The sequence below is a fragment of the Micromonospora phytophila genome, from assembly GCF_023656545.1.
Lineage (GTDB): Bacteria > Actinomycetota > Actinomycetes > Mycobacteriales > Micromonosporaceae > Micromonospora > Micromonospora phytophila.
The window spans coordinates 24390-39931 of the sequence record NZ_JAMOKF010000008.1; the positions used below are offsets into that span (position 1 = coordinate 24390).

General features: G+C 68.0%; 17 protein-coding genes and 1 pseudogene. 12 read left to right on the forward strand and 6 right to left on the reverse strand.

Annotated elements, in window-relative coordinates; all coding sequences use genetic code 11:
- Positions 1–334: 334 nt before the first annotated feature.
- Positions 335–679, reverse strand: a complete 345-nt coding sequence (locus tag NCC78_RS02805) for a hypothetical protein (RefSeq protein WP_250791545.1) — start codon at positions 677–679, stop codon at positions 335–337.
- A 268-nt stretch (positions 680–947) separates the two neighbouring features.
- Positions 948–1406, reverse strand: a complete 459-nt coding sequence (locus tag NCC78_RS02810) for an SRPBCC family protein (protein ID WP_250791547.1) — start codon at positions 1404–1406, stop codon at positions 948–950.
- 189 nt (positions 1407–1595) lie between these two features.
- Here NCC78_RS02810 and NCC78_RS02815 point away from each other — a divergent pair, with 189 nt between their 5' ends.
- Positions 1596–1835, forward strand: coding sequence for a DinB family protein (locus tag NCC78_RS02815; RefSeq protein ID WP_250791548.1), 240 nt, complete (start codon positions 1596–1598; stop codon positions 1833–1835).
- A gap of 187 nt (positions 1836–2022) precedes the next feature.
- Here the strand turns inward: NCC78_RS02815 and NCC78_RS02820 are convergent, their stop codons facing one another.
- On the reverse strand, positions 2023–3030 hold the full coding sequence (locus NCC78_RS02820) for a hypothetical protein (protein WP_250791550.1): 1008 nt from the start codon (positions 3028–3030) through the stop codon (positions 2023–2025).
- A 382-nt stretch (positions 3031–3412) separates the two neighbouring features.
- Between NCC78_RS02820 and NCC78_RS02825 the strand changes: the two genes are divergently transcribed.
- The 3 genes from NCC78_RS02825 (at position 3413) to NCC78_RS02835 (ending at position 5923) form a co-directional block, all read left to right on the forward strand.
- Positions 3413–3946, forward strand: coding sequence for a SigE family RNA polymerase sigma factor (locus NCC78_RS02825; RefSeq protein ID WP_250791551.1), 534 nt, complete (start codon positions 3413–3415; stop codon positions 3944–3946).
- Positions 3947–3951: 5 nt separating this feature from the next.
- Complete coding sequence (locus tag NCC78_RS02830) at positions 3952–5295, forward strand: WD40/YVTN/BNR-like repeat-containing protein (protein WP_250791552.1); 1344 nt, start codon at positions 3952–3954, stop codon at positions 5293–5295.
- A 274-nt stretch (positions 5296–5569) separates the two neighbouring features.
- The gene (locus NCC78_RS02835) at positions 5570–5923 is read left to right on the forward strand and encodes an HIT domain-containing protein (RefSeq protein ID WP_250791553.1); all 354 of its coding nucleotides are present in this window, start codon (positions 5570–5572) and stop codon (positions 5921–5923) included.
- A 246-nt stretch (positions 5924–6169) separates the two neighbouring features.
- On the opposite strand, the gene NCC78_RS02840 is transcribed toward NCC78_RS02835, so the two are convergent.
- On the reverse strand, positions 6170–6823 hold the full coding sequence (locus NCC78_RS02840) for a ribonuclease FAU-1 family protein (protein ID WP_250791555.1): 654 nt from the start codon (positions 6821–6823) through the stop codon (positions 6170–6172).
- Positions 6824–6887: 64 nt separating this feature from the next.
- Here NCC78_RS02840 and NCC78_RS31945 point away from each other — a divergent pair, with 64 nt between their 5' ends.
- Positions 6888–7019 carry a hypothetical protein gene (locus tag NCC78_RS31945; RefSeq protein ID WP_284706209.1) on the forward strand — a complete coding sequence of 44 codons (132 nt, stop codon included), beginning with the start codon at positions 6888–6890 and terminating at the stop codon, positions 7017–7019.
- Between the two features lie 114 nt (positions 7020–7133).
- On the forward strand, positions 7134–7586 hold the full coding sequence (locus NCC78_RS02845) for an adenylyltransferase/cytidyltransferase family protein (protein ID WP_250791556.1): 453 nt from the start codon (positions 7134–7136) through the stop codon (positions 7584–7586).
- A 120-nt stretch (positions 7587–7706) separates the two neighbouring features.
- On the opposite strand, the gene NCC78_RS02850 is transcribed toward NCC78_RS02845, so the two are convergent.
- Positions 7707–8543 carry an LLM class flavin-dependent oxidoreductase gene (locus NCC78_RS02850; RefSeq protein ID WP_250791558.1) on the reverse strand — a complete coding sequence of 279 codons (837 nt, stop codon included), beginning with the start codon at positions 8541–8543 and terminating at the stop codon, positions 7707–7709.
- Between the two features lie 447 nt (positions 8544–8990).
- On the opposite strand from NCC78_RS02850, the pseudogene NCC78_RS02855 reads away from it, so the two are divergent.
- The 3 genes and pseudogenes from NCC78_RS02855 (at position 8991) to NCC78_RS02865 (ending at position 11638) form a co-directional block, all read left to right on the forward strand.
- Positions 8991–9769 (forward strand): annotated as a pseudogene (locus NCC78_RS02855) (transposase family protein).
- Between the two features lie 289 nt (positions 9770–10058).
- Positions 10059–10622 (forward strand): P-loop nucleotide/nucleoside kinase family protein, encoded by a 564-nt coding sequence (locus NCC78_RS02860; RefSeq protein WP_250791559.1) that lies wholly within the window; start codon positions 10059–10061, stop codon positions 10620–10622.
- 599 nt (positions 10623–11221) lie between these two features.
- Positions 11222–11638, forward strand: coding sequence for a hypothetical protein (locus tag NCC78_RS02865; protein WP_250791560.1), 417 nt, complete (start codon positions 11222–11224; stop codon positions 11636–11638).
- Between the two features lie 96 nt (positions 11639–11734).
- On the opposite strand, the gene NCC78_RS02870 is transcribed toward NCC78_RS02865, so the two are convergent.
- Positions 11735–12145, reverse strand: coding sequence for a hypothetical protein (locus NCC78_RS02870; RefSeq protein WP_250791561.1), 411 nt, complete (start codon positions 12143–12145; stop codon positions 11735–11737).
- Positions 12146–12776: 631 nt separating this feature from the next.
- On the opposite strand from NCC78_RS02870, the gene NCC78_RS02875 reads away from it, so the two are divergent.
- From NCC78_RS02875 to NCC78_RS02885, 3 genes are all read left to right on the forward strand, one after another.
- Entirely contained in the window at positions 12777–13001 is a 225-nt protein-coding gene (locus NCC78_RS02875; RefSeq protein ID WP_250791562.1) for a hypothetical protein, read from the forward strand.
- Positions 13002–13349: 348 nt separating this feature from the next.
- Positions 13350–14465: a hypothetical protein gene (locus tag NCC78_RS02880; protein WP_250791563.1), complete on the forward strand. Its 1116-nt coding sequence runs from the start codon at positions 13350–13352 to the stop codon at positions 14463–14465.
- A 234-nt stretch (positions 14466–14699) separates the two neighbouring features.
- Positions 14700–15434, forward strand: a complete 735-nt coding sequence (locus NCC78_RS02885; RefSeq protein ID WP_250791564.1) for a phosphotransferase enzyme family protein — start codon at positions 14700–14702, stop codon at positions 15432–15434.
- The last annotated feature ends 108 nt before the right edge of the window (positions 15435–15542 follow it).

A 15542-nucleotide genomic window follows, 5' to 3' on the forward strand; every position in this document is an offset into this window, starting at 1 on the left:
AGACGTGACATTGGGTGTTCACCGGGCTCACCTCCCCTCATCGCTGACGCGGGTCATCCTACACATCCTCTTCTGCCGCTACCCGTGCGGGCGCGGTGGTGCGCTGTTCCTGTTCGGCGAGTGGTTATCGGCCGCGTGTGAGGGCGGCTGCTAGCGGTTACTTCGGCGCGCGGGGTCGCCGTATAGGTGGACCCGGTTGTCGACATCGTGGTCCGGTTCGCCGCGCGGAAAGCGGTCGTGTGCAACATGGCCGTTGCTGACATGGACCGCCCAGTCCTCGTAATACCAGCTGGGGTCGCACGCGCAGTCGGTGAACCGGAACCGGAAGTTGGCCCTATACCGGCCGACTTGCCTGCGGGGTGAGGGTGAACAGGCGGGTCGACACTCCCGTTCGGGGAAACGCTGCCCGGCCGGGCAGGCGCTCGACGGTTACCGCCGAGCCGTCGACGGTGAGCCATAGATTGAGGCTGCGGGCGATGCTCACGCCGCCGGTCAGCACCTCGCCGCGACGTGTGTAGCCGGCGGCCTCATCGGCCAGGACGTCATGGACTACGACGTCGCCTGCGGGCAGCGGCGCAGGAAGTGTCACCGGCCGGTTGAGTCCTCGACGGGCGTCGGCCTGTGGAGCGCCGCGCCCAGCCGCGCTCCATCGCACGCGTACCCGCTGGATGACGATCACGCCCTAACCAGGGCCCACTGGCCGCACGCCTCGCCAGCCGATATCCGCTCATGCCGCTGTCAAGGCGCGCCGGCCGCTGGTCGGCTCGTCACCGTCCGTGCCGGCGGACTGCGTGGCTACGGCATCCGGATCTGCCGATGAGCGCGCACGTGATCATGGCGGAGGCCCGACGTCGCAGTGATCGAACGGCCGCTGGCCGGCGGCGCCGGATTCGGGACGCGCTCCGCTGAACGACCTTGCTCGGCTGATGGCGTTCCGAGGGTGTGGATCAGCGGCGTTCGGCCAGCTCGGCGAGCCGGTCGAGCGAGGCCCGCAGCTTGTCCGCCGTGGTCGCTCTTGCGTGCGGGATGCGCTTCTCATCCGTGAGTTGTGTCCAGTCGTAGGTATGCGTCACGCGCGTGTGTGATGCGTCGATCGGCTCGAGTACCCACCGCCACAGATGCCCGGGTGTCGGCTGGCCTGGCTCGCTTGGTCGCCACGCGATGCGGCGCTGCTCGACGAACTCGACCACATGGTTCTCGCGGACGCTGCCTGTCGTGATCGTCATGATGAAGACCTCACCGACGGCATGGACTCGCTGCCCGGAAAGCGCCTCGGACAAGTTGTCGTTGCCGTCCCAGCGGGGCTGCTGTGACGGATCGGCGATGAGCTCGAAGATCTCCGCAGCCGTCGCGGCAACATCACGGCTGGCGGTGACGACATGCTCGGATTCATGGAGGCGGGTCACCTCCCCATCGAAGCACGCGACAACCGATTGGTCACCCTCGGGCGTCCTGTCATACCGCGAGGTGCTCGCCGCGGCTGAACCCGGCGTAGCCGGGGCAGGGTTGAGATGTCGCCTTACCCGTGCCGGCTTGCGGCCCATGCGGTCGTCCGTGGGCTGTACGGGCTTTCGGTCGATCTCTAGGGTCAGGGCGTGAACGTTGACTGGAGCGCCGAACCGATCGATCAGCTTGAGTGGCACTGGCGACATCAGCTTCGGCCGCGATTGGACGGGTTGACCGATGAGGAGTACTTCTGGCAGCCGGTTCCGGGCTGCTGGACGCTCAGCCGCCGCGGCGCAAGTTCGGCGCCGATGTCGCTGGGCACGGGCGAGTTCACCATGGACTACGCCAAGCCGCCGCACGACCGCGAGCCGGTCACCACGATCGCCTAGCGGCTGTCCCACCTCATCGACGTGTTCGGAGCACCCACTGCACCTCACTTCGATGGCCCGGCCGCGGACCACGCCGTCGGCTACTGCGGCACCGCCGAAGGGGCGTTGCGCCAACGCGACGAAGGCCACGAGGCGTGGATCCGTGATGTGCGCCGTGCGCCGTTTCGGAGGCCGACGTCCGAAAAGATCATTGCATGGCGGTGGCTGGCGGGTGATCGAACGAGACCGGGCAGCGGAAGATGTACAGGGCATAACCCCGGCCGATGGAGACATCGCTGGGGTTGGACGCGGCCTCCGCCGGATCTTCCACCGGCCGCCAGCTGCCGCCCGACCCGTGCCACTCGCCGGAGTCGGCGGTGAACAGCAGCGTCATGGCGGTGCCGCACTCCGTGCAGTCCATTGGATGCGGGTCGGTCAGCGACCAGTTCGCGAAGCCGCCAACTTTCCAGCCCGGCGCCTGTGACAGGTCGAACTGATAGTTGATTGCCTCCTCGTCGTCGGATTCCTCCTCCGTCTCTTCCTCCCAGGCGGTGATCCGGGCGTCGAGTTCCTCGGGCAGCAGTCCGCCGTACTGGTACTCGCGAATCTGTTCTGGGTACAGGACGCAGGGAGTCGGCAGATAGGAGCCGTTGACGACGGGCGGTTCGGAAGCCGCGTCCAAGGGCCGGCTGACGTCGGCGCTGCGCCGCCAGTACAGCCGCACCCGCGGGTTGTAGCCCTCCTCGGGGTGGTCCAGCGGACACCACAGCACCTGCAACAGATCGGCGTCGTCTGGGCCGGCGAAATCGGGAACGTCCCGGCGGTACAGCTGCGCCACTGGGACCAGCGAGATCGGCTGGTTCACCAGGCTGTGCGGCTCGGAGAAGTCGAGGCCCGGCAACTGCGCTCGCTCCTCGTCGGTCAGGGCGTAACGAGTGCCCGTCGTGTCGGCACGGGCCTGCGCCGCCGCGTAGATCTCCCGGCTGCGGCGGACCGTCGCCGGCGTCCGGAGCTGGAAAATGTAGTGGGCGTCGCCATCCGTGCACACCGGCCAGGCCTCGTCGGCCGGCCAGAGCATCGGGCCACCGACCGAACTGTCGGCGGCCGTCGGCGTACCGGGCCGGGGATGCAGCCGCGTGGCCGTCGCCGAGTGCTCCCTCAACTCGGGGAAGAGTTCCGTGATGTCCAGCGGCCGCGGCGGCGTGGTGCGAGTCATGGCCGATGATCCTAACGATCGGATACGAGGAATTATGAGGTCCCGCTGAGCCTCGACGCGGCATCCCCATCCGCGATCCGCGCGTTTAGCCCCGCTCCCGCAACGTCCGACTTTGCCGACGGTCGGGTGTCCGTGGGCCAGCGCCGACAGCTCGGAAGCGCGCGTTCGGCATGCAGTGCCGGGGGAACTGCGGACAACCAGGACCGGCACCAGTCACCGGTACCGCGGGTCGAAGCTGAGCAGCGCAACCTCCCACAGCCGGGCCGCGGCGCGCCAGGCTCATGACCGCCAGCGACGCAGCAGCGCTGACCGACTCAGCCGGTCGTCAAGCTACGTGCAACCGAATCGTCGGCCAGGGTGCACCTATGTGCGAGGGGGTGTCATGCCAAGCGGAGAGACAGAAGAGCAAAGGCAGTTTCGTGAGTACTTCACGGCAAGGCGCGACGCGGTGCGCCGGACGGCCTATGTGTTGTGTGGCGACTGGTACTGGGCAGACGACCTGACCCAGAGCGCGTTCATGCGCCTGGCGGTGCGCTGGCGGACGGTGCGCGACAGGGAAGCGCTCGACGGTTTCGTGGGCACGTGCCTGATGCGGGCGTACCTCTCCGATGTCAGACGCGTATGGCGGCGCCGCGAGCGGAGCGTTGCCCAGCCGCCCGACTTGGCGACGCGGACCAACACGACCGAGCGGGCCGCGGGCCGGATGACGTTCGTGGCCGCGCTGCGTCAACTGCCTCCGCGCCAGCGGGCGGTCCTGGTCTGCCGGTACTACCAGGACCTCGACGTCGCGGCGACGGCGGTGACGCTGGGGTGTTCTCAGGGAACGGTCAAAAGCCAGGCGGCACGGGGCTTGGCGAAGCTCCGCGAGCTGCTCGAAGAAAACGGCGAGATGACAATGGTGGAGGGCAAGCGGTGAGTCAGATGCGAGCAAGATTCGAAGAAGTGGCGGAGACGGCTGCCCCGCCCAGCAGGCTTTCCGCAGACGCCGTCTACGCCGCGGCGTGGCGCACACGGCGTCGGCGCACGACGGCCTGGATGGTCGGCGGGATCGTGACCGGCGCGCTGGTCGCCGGCATGGGCCTCGACGCGCTGCGAGCCCCCGCAGACAAGACGATCGCGCAGGACCCGGAGCCGGCGCAGACCGCCGACGGCTGGCCCGCGGAAACGCGCGACGGCACGGTGATCTCGGCCGCCGCCGCGGACGCCTCCCATGTGTACGCCGGGGTCAACGCCTGCAGCTGGAAGGACAGCGTGCGGCACTGCACCGCCCAGCTGGTCGGCTCCGACGACGCCGGACGCACCTGGACCATTCGCCAGACCGACTTCGGCGACGGACAGGTGGCCGTGCCCGCTCCGGGAGTCCTGCTGCAGACCATCGAGACGATCAACGAGGCCTACGACGGATCGTCATCGGCCGGCCCGAAGACGGTCCTGCAGCCGCGTATCAGCACCGACGGCGGCCGAAGCTGGAGAGACGTACAAGCCGTCACCGAGGCGGTGGCGGAGGTGCCCGCGGGTGGCTGGATTCAGTGTGCACCGAGTACGGCGGACCGGCCCTGCACGCTCCTCGCCGTCGACCCGGCAACTGCACGCTCCGCGCCACTGGCCGGCCAGCCCGCCCTGGATATCCAGGGTCCGGTCGGTGCCCCCACATCGGCTGGATTCTGGATCACCGGTCATGAACGCGGGAAGGACCATCGACCTGCCGTCGCCGTCAGCCTGGATCGGGGCCGCACCTGGTCGGTGCACGCCTTCGGGCAGGGAGAGGCGGATTTCCCGGTCACGGCCACCTACGCGTCCGCCGTGCCGTCCAGCGTCGACGGCGTCACGGGGTACACCATCATCTCCGTGCCGAACCCGAGCGACACCACCGGCGCGAGCCCAACCTCGGCGACGACCGCGAGCCTGAAACAGCTGATCTATCGCACCGGCGACGGCGGGAAGACCTGGCAACGCGTCAACCCCGACCAGACGCTGCCCCGCGGCAACTACGAGGACGGCGACTCCTACGTCGCCGCAGACGGTACCCACGTCGTGCTGACGAGCGCAGATGGGCCACAACGGTGGTATGCCAGCAGCGACAACGGCAATACCTACCGGCCCGCGAACCTGACCGGGCTCGGCGATGACCTGCTCGTGTCCGGCATGAGGGCACCGGTCCTGGTCACCGCACCCGGGGTGTATCTGGCGTTCAACAACACCGCCCTCTACCGTTCGACCGACGGTATCCACTGGACCCGCACCCTGGTCCAGCCGCCGCGCTGACCGGCGCGCCCCTGCAGGATCAGCTGCAGGAACAACCGCTGACAACAACCCTGCAGCACCCGTCCGGCCCGCCGGCCGGACCGTGGGAGAAGGGCCGGCGGTACGAAGCTGAACGCGCCTGGCCGAGCGCGCGCCGACCAGGTAGCGAGCTACCGCGACGCGAGCGGTCGCGGCCATCCGGCTCTGCCGCTGACCGCGCGACTTTGCCGATGTGCGGGTGTTCAGCCGTGCCCGCACTTCCCGGCGAAGGCTAGGGCTTTGACAAACTCACGGCATGGCTTCCCTGCATGAGACGTACAAAGGTGATGACTTCTACTGCGATGTGGCCATGCCGAACATCGACAGCTTGGAGGTGATCCACGAGACTCCCGGCGTGCTCGCCTATCACCACACCCGTCCGTTCTGGAGGACACACATCGTGGTGGTGCCGAAGCGGCACGTTAAGTCTCTGACAACGCTAACAACGGCCGACGAGCCGCTGGTACGAGAGCTCCTTGCCGTGGTGGCCGCTGTCGCTGCCAAAGTTGAGGACGAGCACGGGGCGGCCAGGGTGCTCACTAATCTCGGCGGGTACCAGGACTCGAAGCACCTTCACGTGCACGTGAGCAGCGGGGAGAGCATTCGCTAGTCGACCCATTCCCCTCACGCCGCCGTGGTGATGGCGGCGATCGCCGTCTTCGCATGGCGCCCGTTGCGGCGAAACGGCCGCCTAACATCGCCCGCACCTGGCCCGAGCAGCTAGGTCCCGCTGTTCGGGCCGGGTTCGAGGGCCAGCTCTGGCACGGCATCCGCATCTGCCGCAGATCGGCCGGTCGTAGCCGCCTCGGAGATCCAGCCGTCCTATCCTTCGTCGGGCACGTCGAATGAGGCGGAGTCACAAGCGAACGTGCTCGGTGACAGGCGCGACGTCCCACCCGTCCGGTAGGTCCGGCGGTAGCCAAGCCGGGTGCGGTTGCCAGGACGCCCACGCCTCGTCCCACCACCGCTGTCCGGCGTCAAGCAGGGTGGCGATCCGGCGGCCCTCGGCGCGGATGGCCTCCGCCATGCCGGGGTAACGCCCCTCCATGAGGCGCTGCTCGAACTCCTCGACGTCCTTCCATGCGTGGCTGTCCGAGCCCGCCGCCCACCAAAGATCGAGCTCATGGTCCAACGTGTCGATGCCCCAGGCCGTACGTCTAAACGGATCCTGGAGGTTGAAGTACCAGCCGGCGAAGGACCGTTCCGGGCCGGACCAGAAGACGTCGATGGAGTGCGCCTCACCAGGTCGATGCAACATCAACTTTCCGTGCCCGCGCCAGAACTCGTGGCGCCCCAGCCGCGGGTGACGTCCGGCGGGAAAGACACCGGCCTTCGGGAAACCGAACCGAGTGCCACTGGGGATGTAAAGCGCGAGCAGGTCTTCGGAGTCCTCGACACAGATCGTCGGGAACGCGAACCACACCTCACCGAGCAGGATCTCCCGCCGGACGACCACATCGCCGGGAGCAAACCGGTGCGCTGTCGCCCCCGCGTCCCCGTCCATGATCATGATGGGCACCCTACCAACGAGACAGCGAGCATGTCCCTACCCAAACGTCCCAGCCCTTGTCGGCGTGGAACTCGCGGACGACACCATCGATGACCGCGCCATGGGCCTGCAGGGCTCCAAAGCCGCGTCAACTGCTCTGCCGCACCGCAGCGCCAAGCAGCCGGTCATGCCGCCGACCGTGCGTCAGGCTGAGTGACGGGCGTGGCGGCGGTCGACGCGCGGTCCTGCCGATGTGCGCGCCTCGCCGGTCTCGTCCGGTAGAACGGTGAGCGACCACGACTGGTGTGGGCGAAGGAGCAGGTGAGTTGTCGTGGAGAACCCAGACGTGGGTGCGGCTGCCATATCGCGGGTTTACGTCGACATGGTTGGAGACCTGTTCCACGCGGGCCACGTGTCGCTCCTCCGGGAGGCGCGCCGCCATGGTGACTGGCTCGTCGTCGGCGTGCTGTCCGACGACACCGCAGCCTCCTACAAGCGTCGTCCCATCATGACCCTCGCCGAGCGTGTCGCCGTGATCGAGTCGTGCAGGTACGTCGACGAGGTGATTGAGGACGCCCCGCTCCAAGTGACCGAAGAGTTTCTTGCCGAGCACGGGATCACCACCGTGGTGCACGGCGACGACTTGTCGCCCGAGGGAGCCGAGTTCGTATACGGGCCCGCTGCAGCAGCCGGGAAACTCACTTACGTTCGGCGCACGGGAGGAATCTCAACCACCCAGTTGATCCAGCGGGTGCTCGACGCGGCCGCCTCGCGAATTGAATGACCGGATTTGCCGCAGACCGCGCGCCCGGTCAGCGTCCGCTCGTGCCGACGTGCGTGCACCCGGTTCAGCGGATAGGGCTGCCTCGGGGCGCCTTGCTCGCCAAGAATGCATTGACGAAAATCATGGCACCAGAGCGCGGACCTGTTGTGCGGTGAACCGCGTGAAGCCCTCGAGGTCGGGTTCGTCGGCGGTGGGTTGCAGGATCACGGCATCGGCTCCGGCGTCTCTGTAGCGGTTCACGACAGCGGCTATGTCGGCGGCGCCACCGACTGCTGTTGTATCTAACTTGTCGGACTCGCCCCAGAACTCCAGCTCGCGGGCCATGCGCGTCTCGGCGTCGGGGCCGGTCGCCGCATGCACGTACACCGTGATGGCCTTGGCCATTGACCTGACGGCGGCCACCTCCTGCGGTGGCGTGCCGGCCGTCAGCAGGATCCCGTCGGCGACCTCGCATGCGAGAGCGCGCGTCTTGGGCCCGGTCGCACCGGCGTAGATTCGGGTCGTACCCGCCGGCGGGTAGTCCAGCTTGACCTTGTCGAGCCGAACGTAACGACCCGAGGTCGTGACCGTCTCGCCAGCCAGCAGCGCCTTCAACGCCTCGACGTGCTCGCGCAGCAGGGTCAGCGGCGAGCCGACCCGCGCGCCGACCTGGCCCATCCACTCTTGAACGCCGTGGCCGAGGGTGAGCAGCACCCGGTCAGGGAAGAGCCTGTGTAGCGTGGCGGCCTCCATGCCGAGCACCGCGACGTTGCGAAACGGCACCGGCAGCAGACCGATGCCCACCGCCAGGCGGTCGGTCCAGGCCAGGGCCGCGGCCGCGGTGGCGATGCCGCTTTCGAGGAAGCAGTCCTCCCAGAGCCACAGTTGTTCGAGGCCGGCCTCGTCGGCGGCGCGCGCGACGGACCGGAGGCGTTCGGGCGGGTTCTGCGGGCGGAATACCACACCGAGAGTCGTCATGATGGCCGAGCCTAAGCGATGTCTCGTAACCCGGTGACGGTCCGCTCGGACGATACGTCATCAAGCAGCTTCGGACGTCCGTGCGCGCTCCACCGGTTACCGGCGCCGGTCCCGCCCCCGCAACAGCATCAGGACGACCGATGACACGAGCATCGCACCGGACCCACACAGCACGGCGAAGTACAACACCGGACCACCGAACCCGTGGTTCGGGCCCCTCATCAACATCGACGCAAAGGTGCCACCCGTCGATACCAGCATTACCCAGAGGAACCACCGAGGCTGCCGTCGTAGCTCCCGCCACATCCGTTTTGGGATCACGCCGCCCCGCTCATCGAAAGCCGCTTATGCGCCTCCGCCGTCATTAGCGGCGGCGTCACCGCCAGCTTAAGGGGCGTCTCAGGACCCGGTGACAGTCCAGCGCGGACGGCGAGTGATCATCGATGTGTGCAGGTGTTCTCGGCCTCTCGCCCGGAGTTGATCCACCCGTTCACCGGACTGCGCCCGGCGCAGTTCCGCCGCTTGGTGCGCCTGGTCGCCGCACGTGGCGGTGATGCCATCGCCGACGGGCGCCCGGGCCGGCCCTGGGCCCGACCTGTCAGATCGGGTGCTACTGGTGGCCGTGTACTGGCGCACGAACCTGACCATGCGCCAGCTCGGGCCGCTGTTCGGCGTCTCGCACTCGGCAGTGCACCGGGTCATCGACACGATCGGACCTTTGCTGGCATTGGCGCCGGTACGCCGCCGCCCGAAGGACCAGGTCGCAATCGTCGACGGCACCCTGATTCCGACCCGGGATCACCGGCTCGCAGCTCAGAGTAAGAACTACCGGTACTCGACGAACCTGCAAGTGGCGATCGATGCGAACACCCGCCTGGTCATCGCCCTGGGCGACCCGCAACCCGGCAACCGCAACGACACGATCGTGTACCGCAGCAGCGGCATCATCGACCAACTCGCCGGCAGGACGGTGATGGCCGACGGCGGCTACCGCGGCAACCCTGAGGTGATCATGCCGTACCGCAAACCCCGTGACGGCAGGGAACTGCCAGCCTGGAAGCAGGACTACAACGCCGGGCACCGCAAGATCCGGGCACGAGTCGAGCACTGCCTGGCCAGACTCAAGACCTACAAAATTCTTCGCGACTACCGTCGCGCTGCCCGGACCTTGGCCACCACCGCATCCGGCATCGCCCACCTGCACAAACATCGCCCTGGCCGGCTGACCCGCAAGCCGATCACGGGCAACGCCTGCACCCGGTTACGAGACATCGCTTAGACCGCGCGGAGCCGCCACGGCGTCTGCTGCCGGCACCGGTGCCGGTGCCGGTGCCTGAGGTTGCCGTTGAATACCCCGCGTCGGCCTTTGTCGCGGATGTTGCAGCACTTGAATGCACGAATCTGCCGCGATCCGAGCGCTACTCACTGTCACGGTGATCGGGTCAGCGGTCGCTTGGTCATGTCGATGAGCGGATGCGCGGGGTATCGCGCGAACAGCGCTCTGACGGAGATGGCATGGCATCTGCACTCGACGACCGACACCATGACGGTGTGCCGATCCTGTTTCTCATCGTCGGGCTCCCGGGTGCCGGCAAGACACGGCTGGCCCACCAACTGGCGGCCGAGTATCGAGCCCTGCGTTTGACGCCCGACGAGTGGATGATCCCGCTTTTCGGTGAACCTGAGGGCGACGGGCGACGAGACGTCTTGGAGGGGCGCTTGCTGTGGCTCGCTCTCGAGGCAGCAACGCTGGGAACCAGCGTCGTCCTTGACTTCGGCTTCTGGAGCCGCGACGAACGAACTGCAGTACGGGCGATTGCTTGCGAGCATGGAGTAGCCGTCCGGGTCAATTACCTCCCGATCGACCGCGAGACCCAGATCGCGCGCATCGCGGAGCGCCTCAACCGCGCTCCGGAGACGACGTTTTCGATGACGGCCGCTGATCTTGACGCGTTCGCATCAACCTTTGAGGTACCGACGTTGGATGAGCTGAACGATGGGCCGCTGGACCAGCCACCCACCGGCGGATCGTGGCGCGCGTGGGCAGCCGTTCGGTGGCCATCTTTCCCGGCGAGCTAGTGCTCTGATCACGAACGTTGGCCGGGTTGGTCGGGGTTGGGAAAATGTCGTACCGGTGGTGTTGTCTCGGTTCGTGCCTCGCCGTCGGGATCCGGCCGCGCCTCGGTTCGTGCCTCGCAGCGCGCGGGTCGCGTTGCGGGTGACGCCCGGGCAGCGGCGGCGTTGTTTCGGGCTGCTGCGCTGCGCTGGTGACGTGTGGGCGTGTGTGTTGGAGGTCAACGCGTGGCGGCGCCGCCGTCACGACGTGGCGCTGTCCGGTTATCAGGAGTTGTGCCGGGAGTTGGCGGCGTCGGGGCCGGGCACGTTCGCCGAGCTGGATTGCGTGGGTGCTCGGTCGGTGTTGCGTCGGTTTTCGGATGCGTGGTTCGCGGCGGCGAAGCGCCGCAAGGCCGGCGACCTGTCGGCGCGGTTACCGGACTGCGGTCAGCGCCGGAGAGCCGGCGCTGGGTGCGATCGTTGGGCTTGCCGAGACCGGCTCGGCAGCGGATGCCCCGCTGCTGCGGCCACTGCTGAGCCATCCGCAATCAAAGGTCCGTGCCCAGGCGGTACGCAGCCTGTGCCTGATCGAGGCGGTTGTCGCGCAGGAGGTGCTTCCGCTGTTGCGGGATCCGTCGCCGGCGGTGGTCCGAGAGGTGACCACCGCGCTGCGGCCCTTGACCGGCGCCCTGCCGCCGGGCCTTCCGTGGGAGCTGCTCGGGGACGCCCGGGTGGAGTTGCGTCGTGCCGGCTATCGCCTCCTGCGTGGCCACGGCGTCGACGTCGAGTTGTGTGCTGCCCTGATGCTCACCCTCGACCCGGACTCTCGCCTGGCCGAACGTGGCAAGGCCGACGTGACCCGCCTCGCCCGGGACGGCGCACGAACCACCTGGCGTCGCACTCCGCCACCCGAGCTGCCGGTCACCGTTGCGCAGCACGGCGAGCTCGTCGCGTTGGCGGCACGAGCGACGACGGTGCTCGGCGAGGACACCAGCCGGATGCTCACCACCTGGCTGGCGTGTACCCGCCCCGGCGGATGAGTGCAGCGCCGCCGCTCACTAGCGCTTTGCAGTATTCGGCCGGCCGCCCACCATGGCGCGGCGCCGGAGCCGCTCGCGGCGGGCGGGAGGCGGTTCTCACCACCCGACGTGATTGGACTCCACGCCGTCACCGCTGACCCAGTGATCGGGTCCGTCACCGGAGTAGCAGAGGGTGCTATCCGAGGCCCTGCCGTCTCCGCCGATCGTGAAGGCCTGGGTCCAGAAACCACCAGGGTCGACCGAGTCTCGACAGGTGACAGTGACGCTGGAGCCGGGCGCGAAGCCGGACAGCGCCACCGAGTACCACCAGCCATACCGGGCCGTCCCACCCTTGGCCAGGTCGATCCCCGGGGCCGGCGGGGGAGGGGGCGGCGGCGGGCCGGCCTTCGCCACGGTCCACCGCACGCGGTTGGACTCGACACCGCCGGCGGTGGCCCAGTGGTCCGGGCCGTCGCCGGAGTAGCACGAGTTCTCGGTGTACGCGCGTCCGCTTCCGTCGGTGCGCATGGTGAGCGTGAAAGCCCTCCGGGTTGACGGAGTCCCGGCAGGTGACGGAGATGGCCTGATGCGCCGGGAAGCGCTCGAGGGTGATCGCGTACCGATACCCGGCGGGTGCGGCTGGGCCGTGTGCCAGGTTGATCGACGGTTGGGGCGCTACCGGACGACCGCTGCTCTCGCCCGGCTTGGGCGTGGTGGGCGTCTGAGTGCGGGGGCCGTCCCAGACCGCGCGGTTCGAACTCACGATCCAGTTGGGTTCGAAGGGCACGGGGCGGATCTGCACCCAGTGCTCGCCGTCCAGAGCCGAGGTGCAGCTGGTGTCGTCCCGGGCCCTGCCCGCCGCGTCGGCGACGACAACATTTCGTGGATGGCCTTCGGCGCGCGGCCGGGTACCGGGAGCGGGGAGTCGTCGTAACACTCGACCTTGGCGTGCCATCCCGGGGGCAGTCCCGTCAGTTCCACCACGTACCGGTAACCGCTGTTACCGAGGTCTCCGCGGCGTACCGTCGCCCGGCTATTTGCCAGCAGGTTGCGGTTGGTCACGGTGGACCCGGCGCACTTGGGCACTTTGATCTGCTCCCAGACGAGCTCGGACCACACCCATCCCTTGACTCCGGGGTGTGGTCCGTTCCCTGACTGCGTGACGATGGACCATCGGGACGACGTGCCGGGAAGCGGTTCGCGTCCGTCCCACCAGCAGTTCATCGTGACGTTCGTGTTGTCCGGAAGTTCGTCGATGACGTTGTCTCCGCCACGGGGTTCGGCGCGCATGCGTACCGGGAGTTTCGCGTCGTCGCTGCGCACAACGCTCGTGCCCGATCTCGCCTGCTCGCCGGACGGGTCCAGCCGTTTCTGGGAGCCCTGAGTGACCTCGGTCGGCGCGTCGGGTGGTGCCTCATCGGTTCGCCGCGACACTGACCAGTAGCCGAGTGTAGACACGACCGATACCACCACGAGAGACGAGACGAGAAGAGATGGACGGCGCATGGGCTGCGGATTCCTCCTCGGTTGGATGACGTGCGGGGCTGAGCTCGGTCACCTGTCGACGCAGTCGGGCACACACCGCGCACATCATCGAAGATCAACGACGCATACCTACCGTTGGCGCCGCCACCGGAGAACCACGGAGCGCTCACCCCCGGGTCGCTCGAACCCGCCGGGATTTGACCATGACGGTTCCCCAAGCGTCCGCACCTGCCGATGAGCGCGCATCATGGATGTCGTGCATGTTTTGTTTGATGATCGCGTCTTTGTGGAATTCCACGTGTTCCACTTGGGGGGCGATGTGGCCGCCCACGCGGTCGGCGACGGGCAAGGCGGTCAGGTCAACGGGCTGTGCGGAGCCGCCGAACCGGGCGCGCTCGTGTTCAACACGGGATTGCATACCGGCTATGTGCCGCTGCGCATCGAACGGCACGAAAGCGAGCCGCTGCTCGACCCAGTCTGGACCGAGGTAGTGGAGGCGTCGTACACCTGCACGGAGCCGGACGTGCTGCTCCTGACGGGCGATCACAGGCTGACCGTCCGGCTCGAGTTGGACCAGGACACCTACCGCGTACGGTTCTGCGCGATCGGCTACGACAACGAGGATCGCGTTGTCGACGACCCGCCCGAGCGGTACCTGCTGCAGTTCTGGCCCGCGAAGGCGGGGCCCGACCGGATCGTCCGGCAGACCTCGACGGTCGCTGCGAACCGGCACCGCGTCGCTCAGAAGACGCCGCCGCGGCCGACCTACGCGGAACGTGTCGAAGCGGCCCGCCGGCAACAGGAGGAGAAAAAGAGGCGGGAGAGGGAGTATTTCCGCGCGCGAGCGACGCGTGACTGGGGCGGTCGCCTGCCGGACAGTGACCGGCTCCGCCAGGTCGGAGCGTGGGCGAAGGACGTGGCCCGCGTCGACCGCGACCTGGTCGATGAGATCGCCGCCGCCGAGCCGGCGCAGCAGCGTGCCATGGCAGCCTGGGCCGCCCGGTCAGCTGCTATCCAGGCTGGTGCCGCCGAGCTGGACTGGGTTGCCGAGGCACTGGATGCCCTCGACCGGGGTGACCCGCCGCCTCCCTCGTTCAGCGACTACCGGACGGCGCTCAACCGCTTGTGGGATGTGCCGGAGGAAACCGCCGCGCACAGCTCTATTTCTTCCTTCATCTACAGCCCTACCTCGATCGGGAAGATCGAGCTGCGCGCGATGGAGCCAGAGGTGCAAATGGTCTTCGCGATAGTCGCCGCCCGTGAGGAGGATCCGCTCGTCGCCGCTCTGAGCACGCTCAAGTCCGCGCTCCAGATCGGCCCGGTCGATCTCGCTGCTTTCCGAGCCGTGTTCACCCAGAAGTAGCTGCCGCTCGCAGCCTCACCGGTCTCCTTTCACCTTTCGAGCAGGCGGTGGACCTCCACTTCTAGCCGCTGATCGCGCCCCGGAATGTGACTGGCAGCCAACGTACTGATCTGCCGCCGTCCGTGCGCGTCAGCCGCGCGTGGCCCCTCACTGCGGGTGGTCGGCGCCTCGCAACGCTCGGGCATTCTGAACTGCCGAGAACAGTGATGTTCGGAAACCCGTAAGATATGGCCAGTGGGGTGGGAGGGACTCGGGCAATGGGGTGAAGACGTCGCTCGCATCGAACCGCTCGCTGGCGGAGTCGCCAACGACGTGTGGAGCGTGCGCGTCAACGGGCACCTCGCGGTCGGTCGTCTCGGCACCAGGAGCGACGCTGATCTTGCGTGGGAGACGGAGCTCCTCCAACACCTCGACCGTGAAGGTCTGACCGTGCCGGTGCCGATCCCGACTACGGACGGCCGGCTGTTCGCCGACGGTCTGGTGGTGATGACCTACCTGGATGGCGGACCGCCCGAGACGCAGGCCGACTGGCGTCGCGTGGCCGGCACGCTCCGCGAGCTGCATCGGCTGACGCAGGGCTGGCCGCAGCGCCCAGGCTGGCGATCGTCGACTGACCTCCTGTACGCCGAGACCGGGACGAAGATCGACCTCCGCGCGATGCCCCCTGAGAGCGTTGCTCGATGCCGGGCAGCGTGGGCGCGGCTCGCCGGACGTCAGACATGCGTCGTGCACGGCGACCCCAACAACCCTGGCAACGTCCGCATGACCGCTAGTCAGGTCGCGCTGATCGACTGGGACGAGGCGCACGTCGACGTCCCCGACCTCGACCTCGTGCTGCCCGACAACGCCGCCGGCCTCGACGACGGCGCGCTCGACATCGCCGGGCAAGCGTCGGCCGCATGGGAAGCCGCCGTCTGCTGGGACGACGAGTACGCAGTCAAGCGGCTCGCCGAAGTTCGAGCGGTCTGAGAACGCGTTCGAGGAGTGGGATTATTGGCGGCCGAGTGCGCACATCTGCCGCGATGCGCGCCCCTGCCGCGGACCGTGAGGGCCTCCGCGACTCCTCTTGAGGATCAT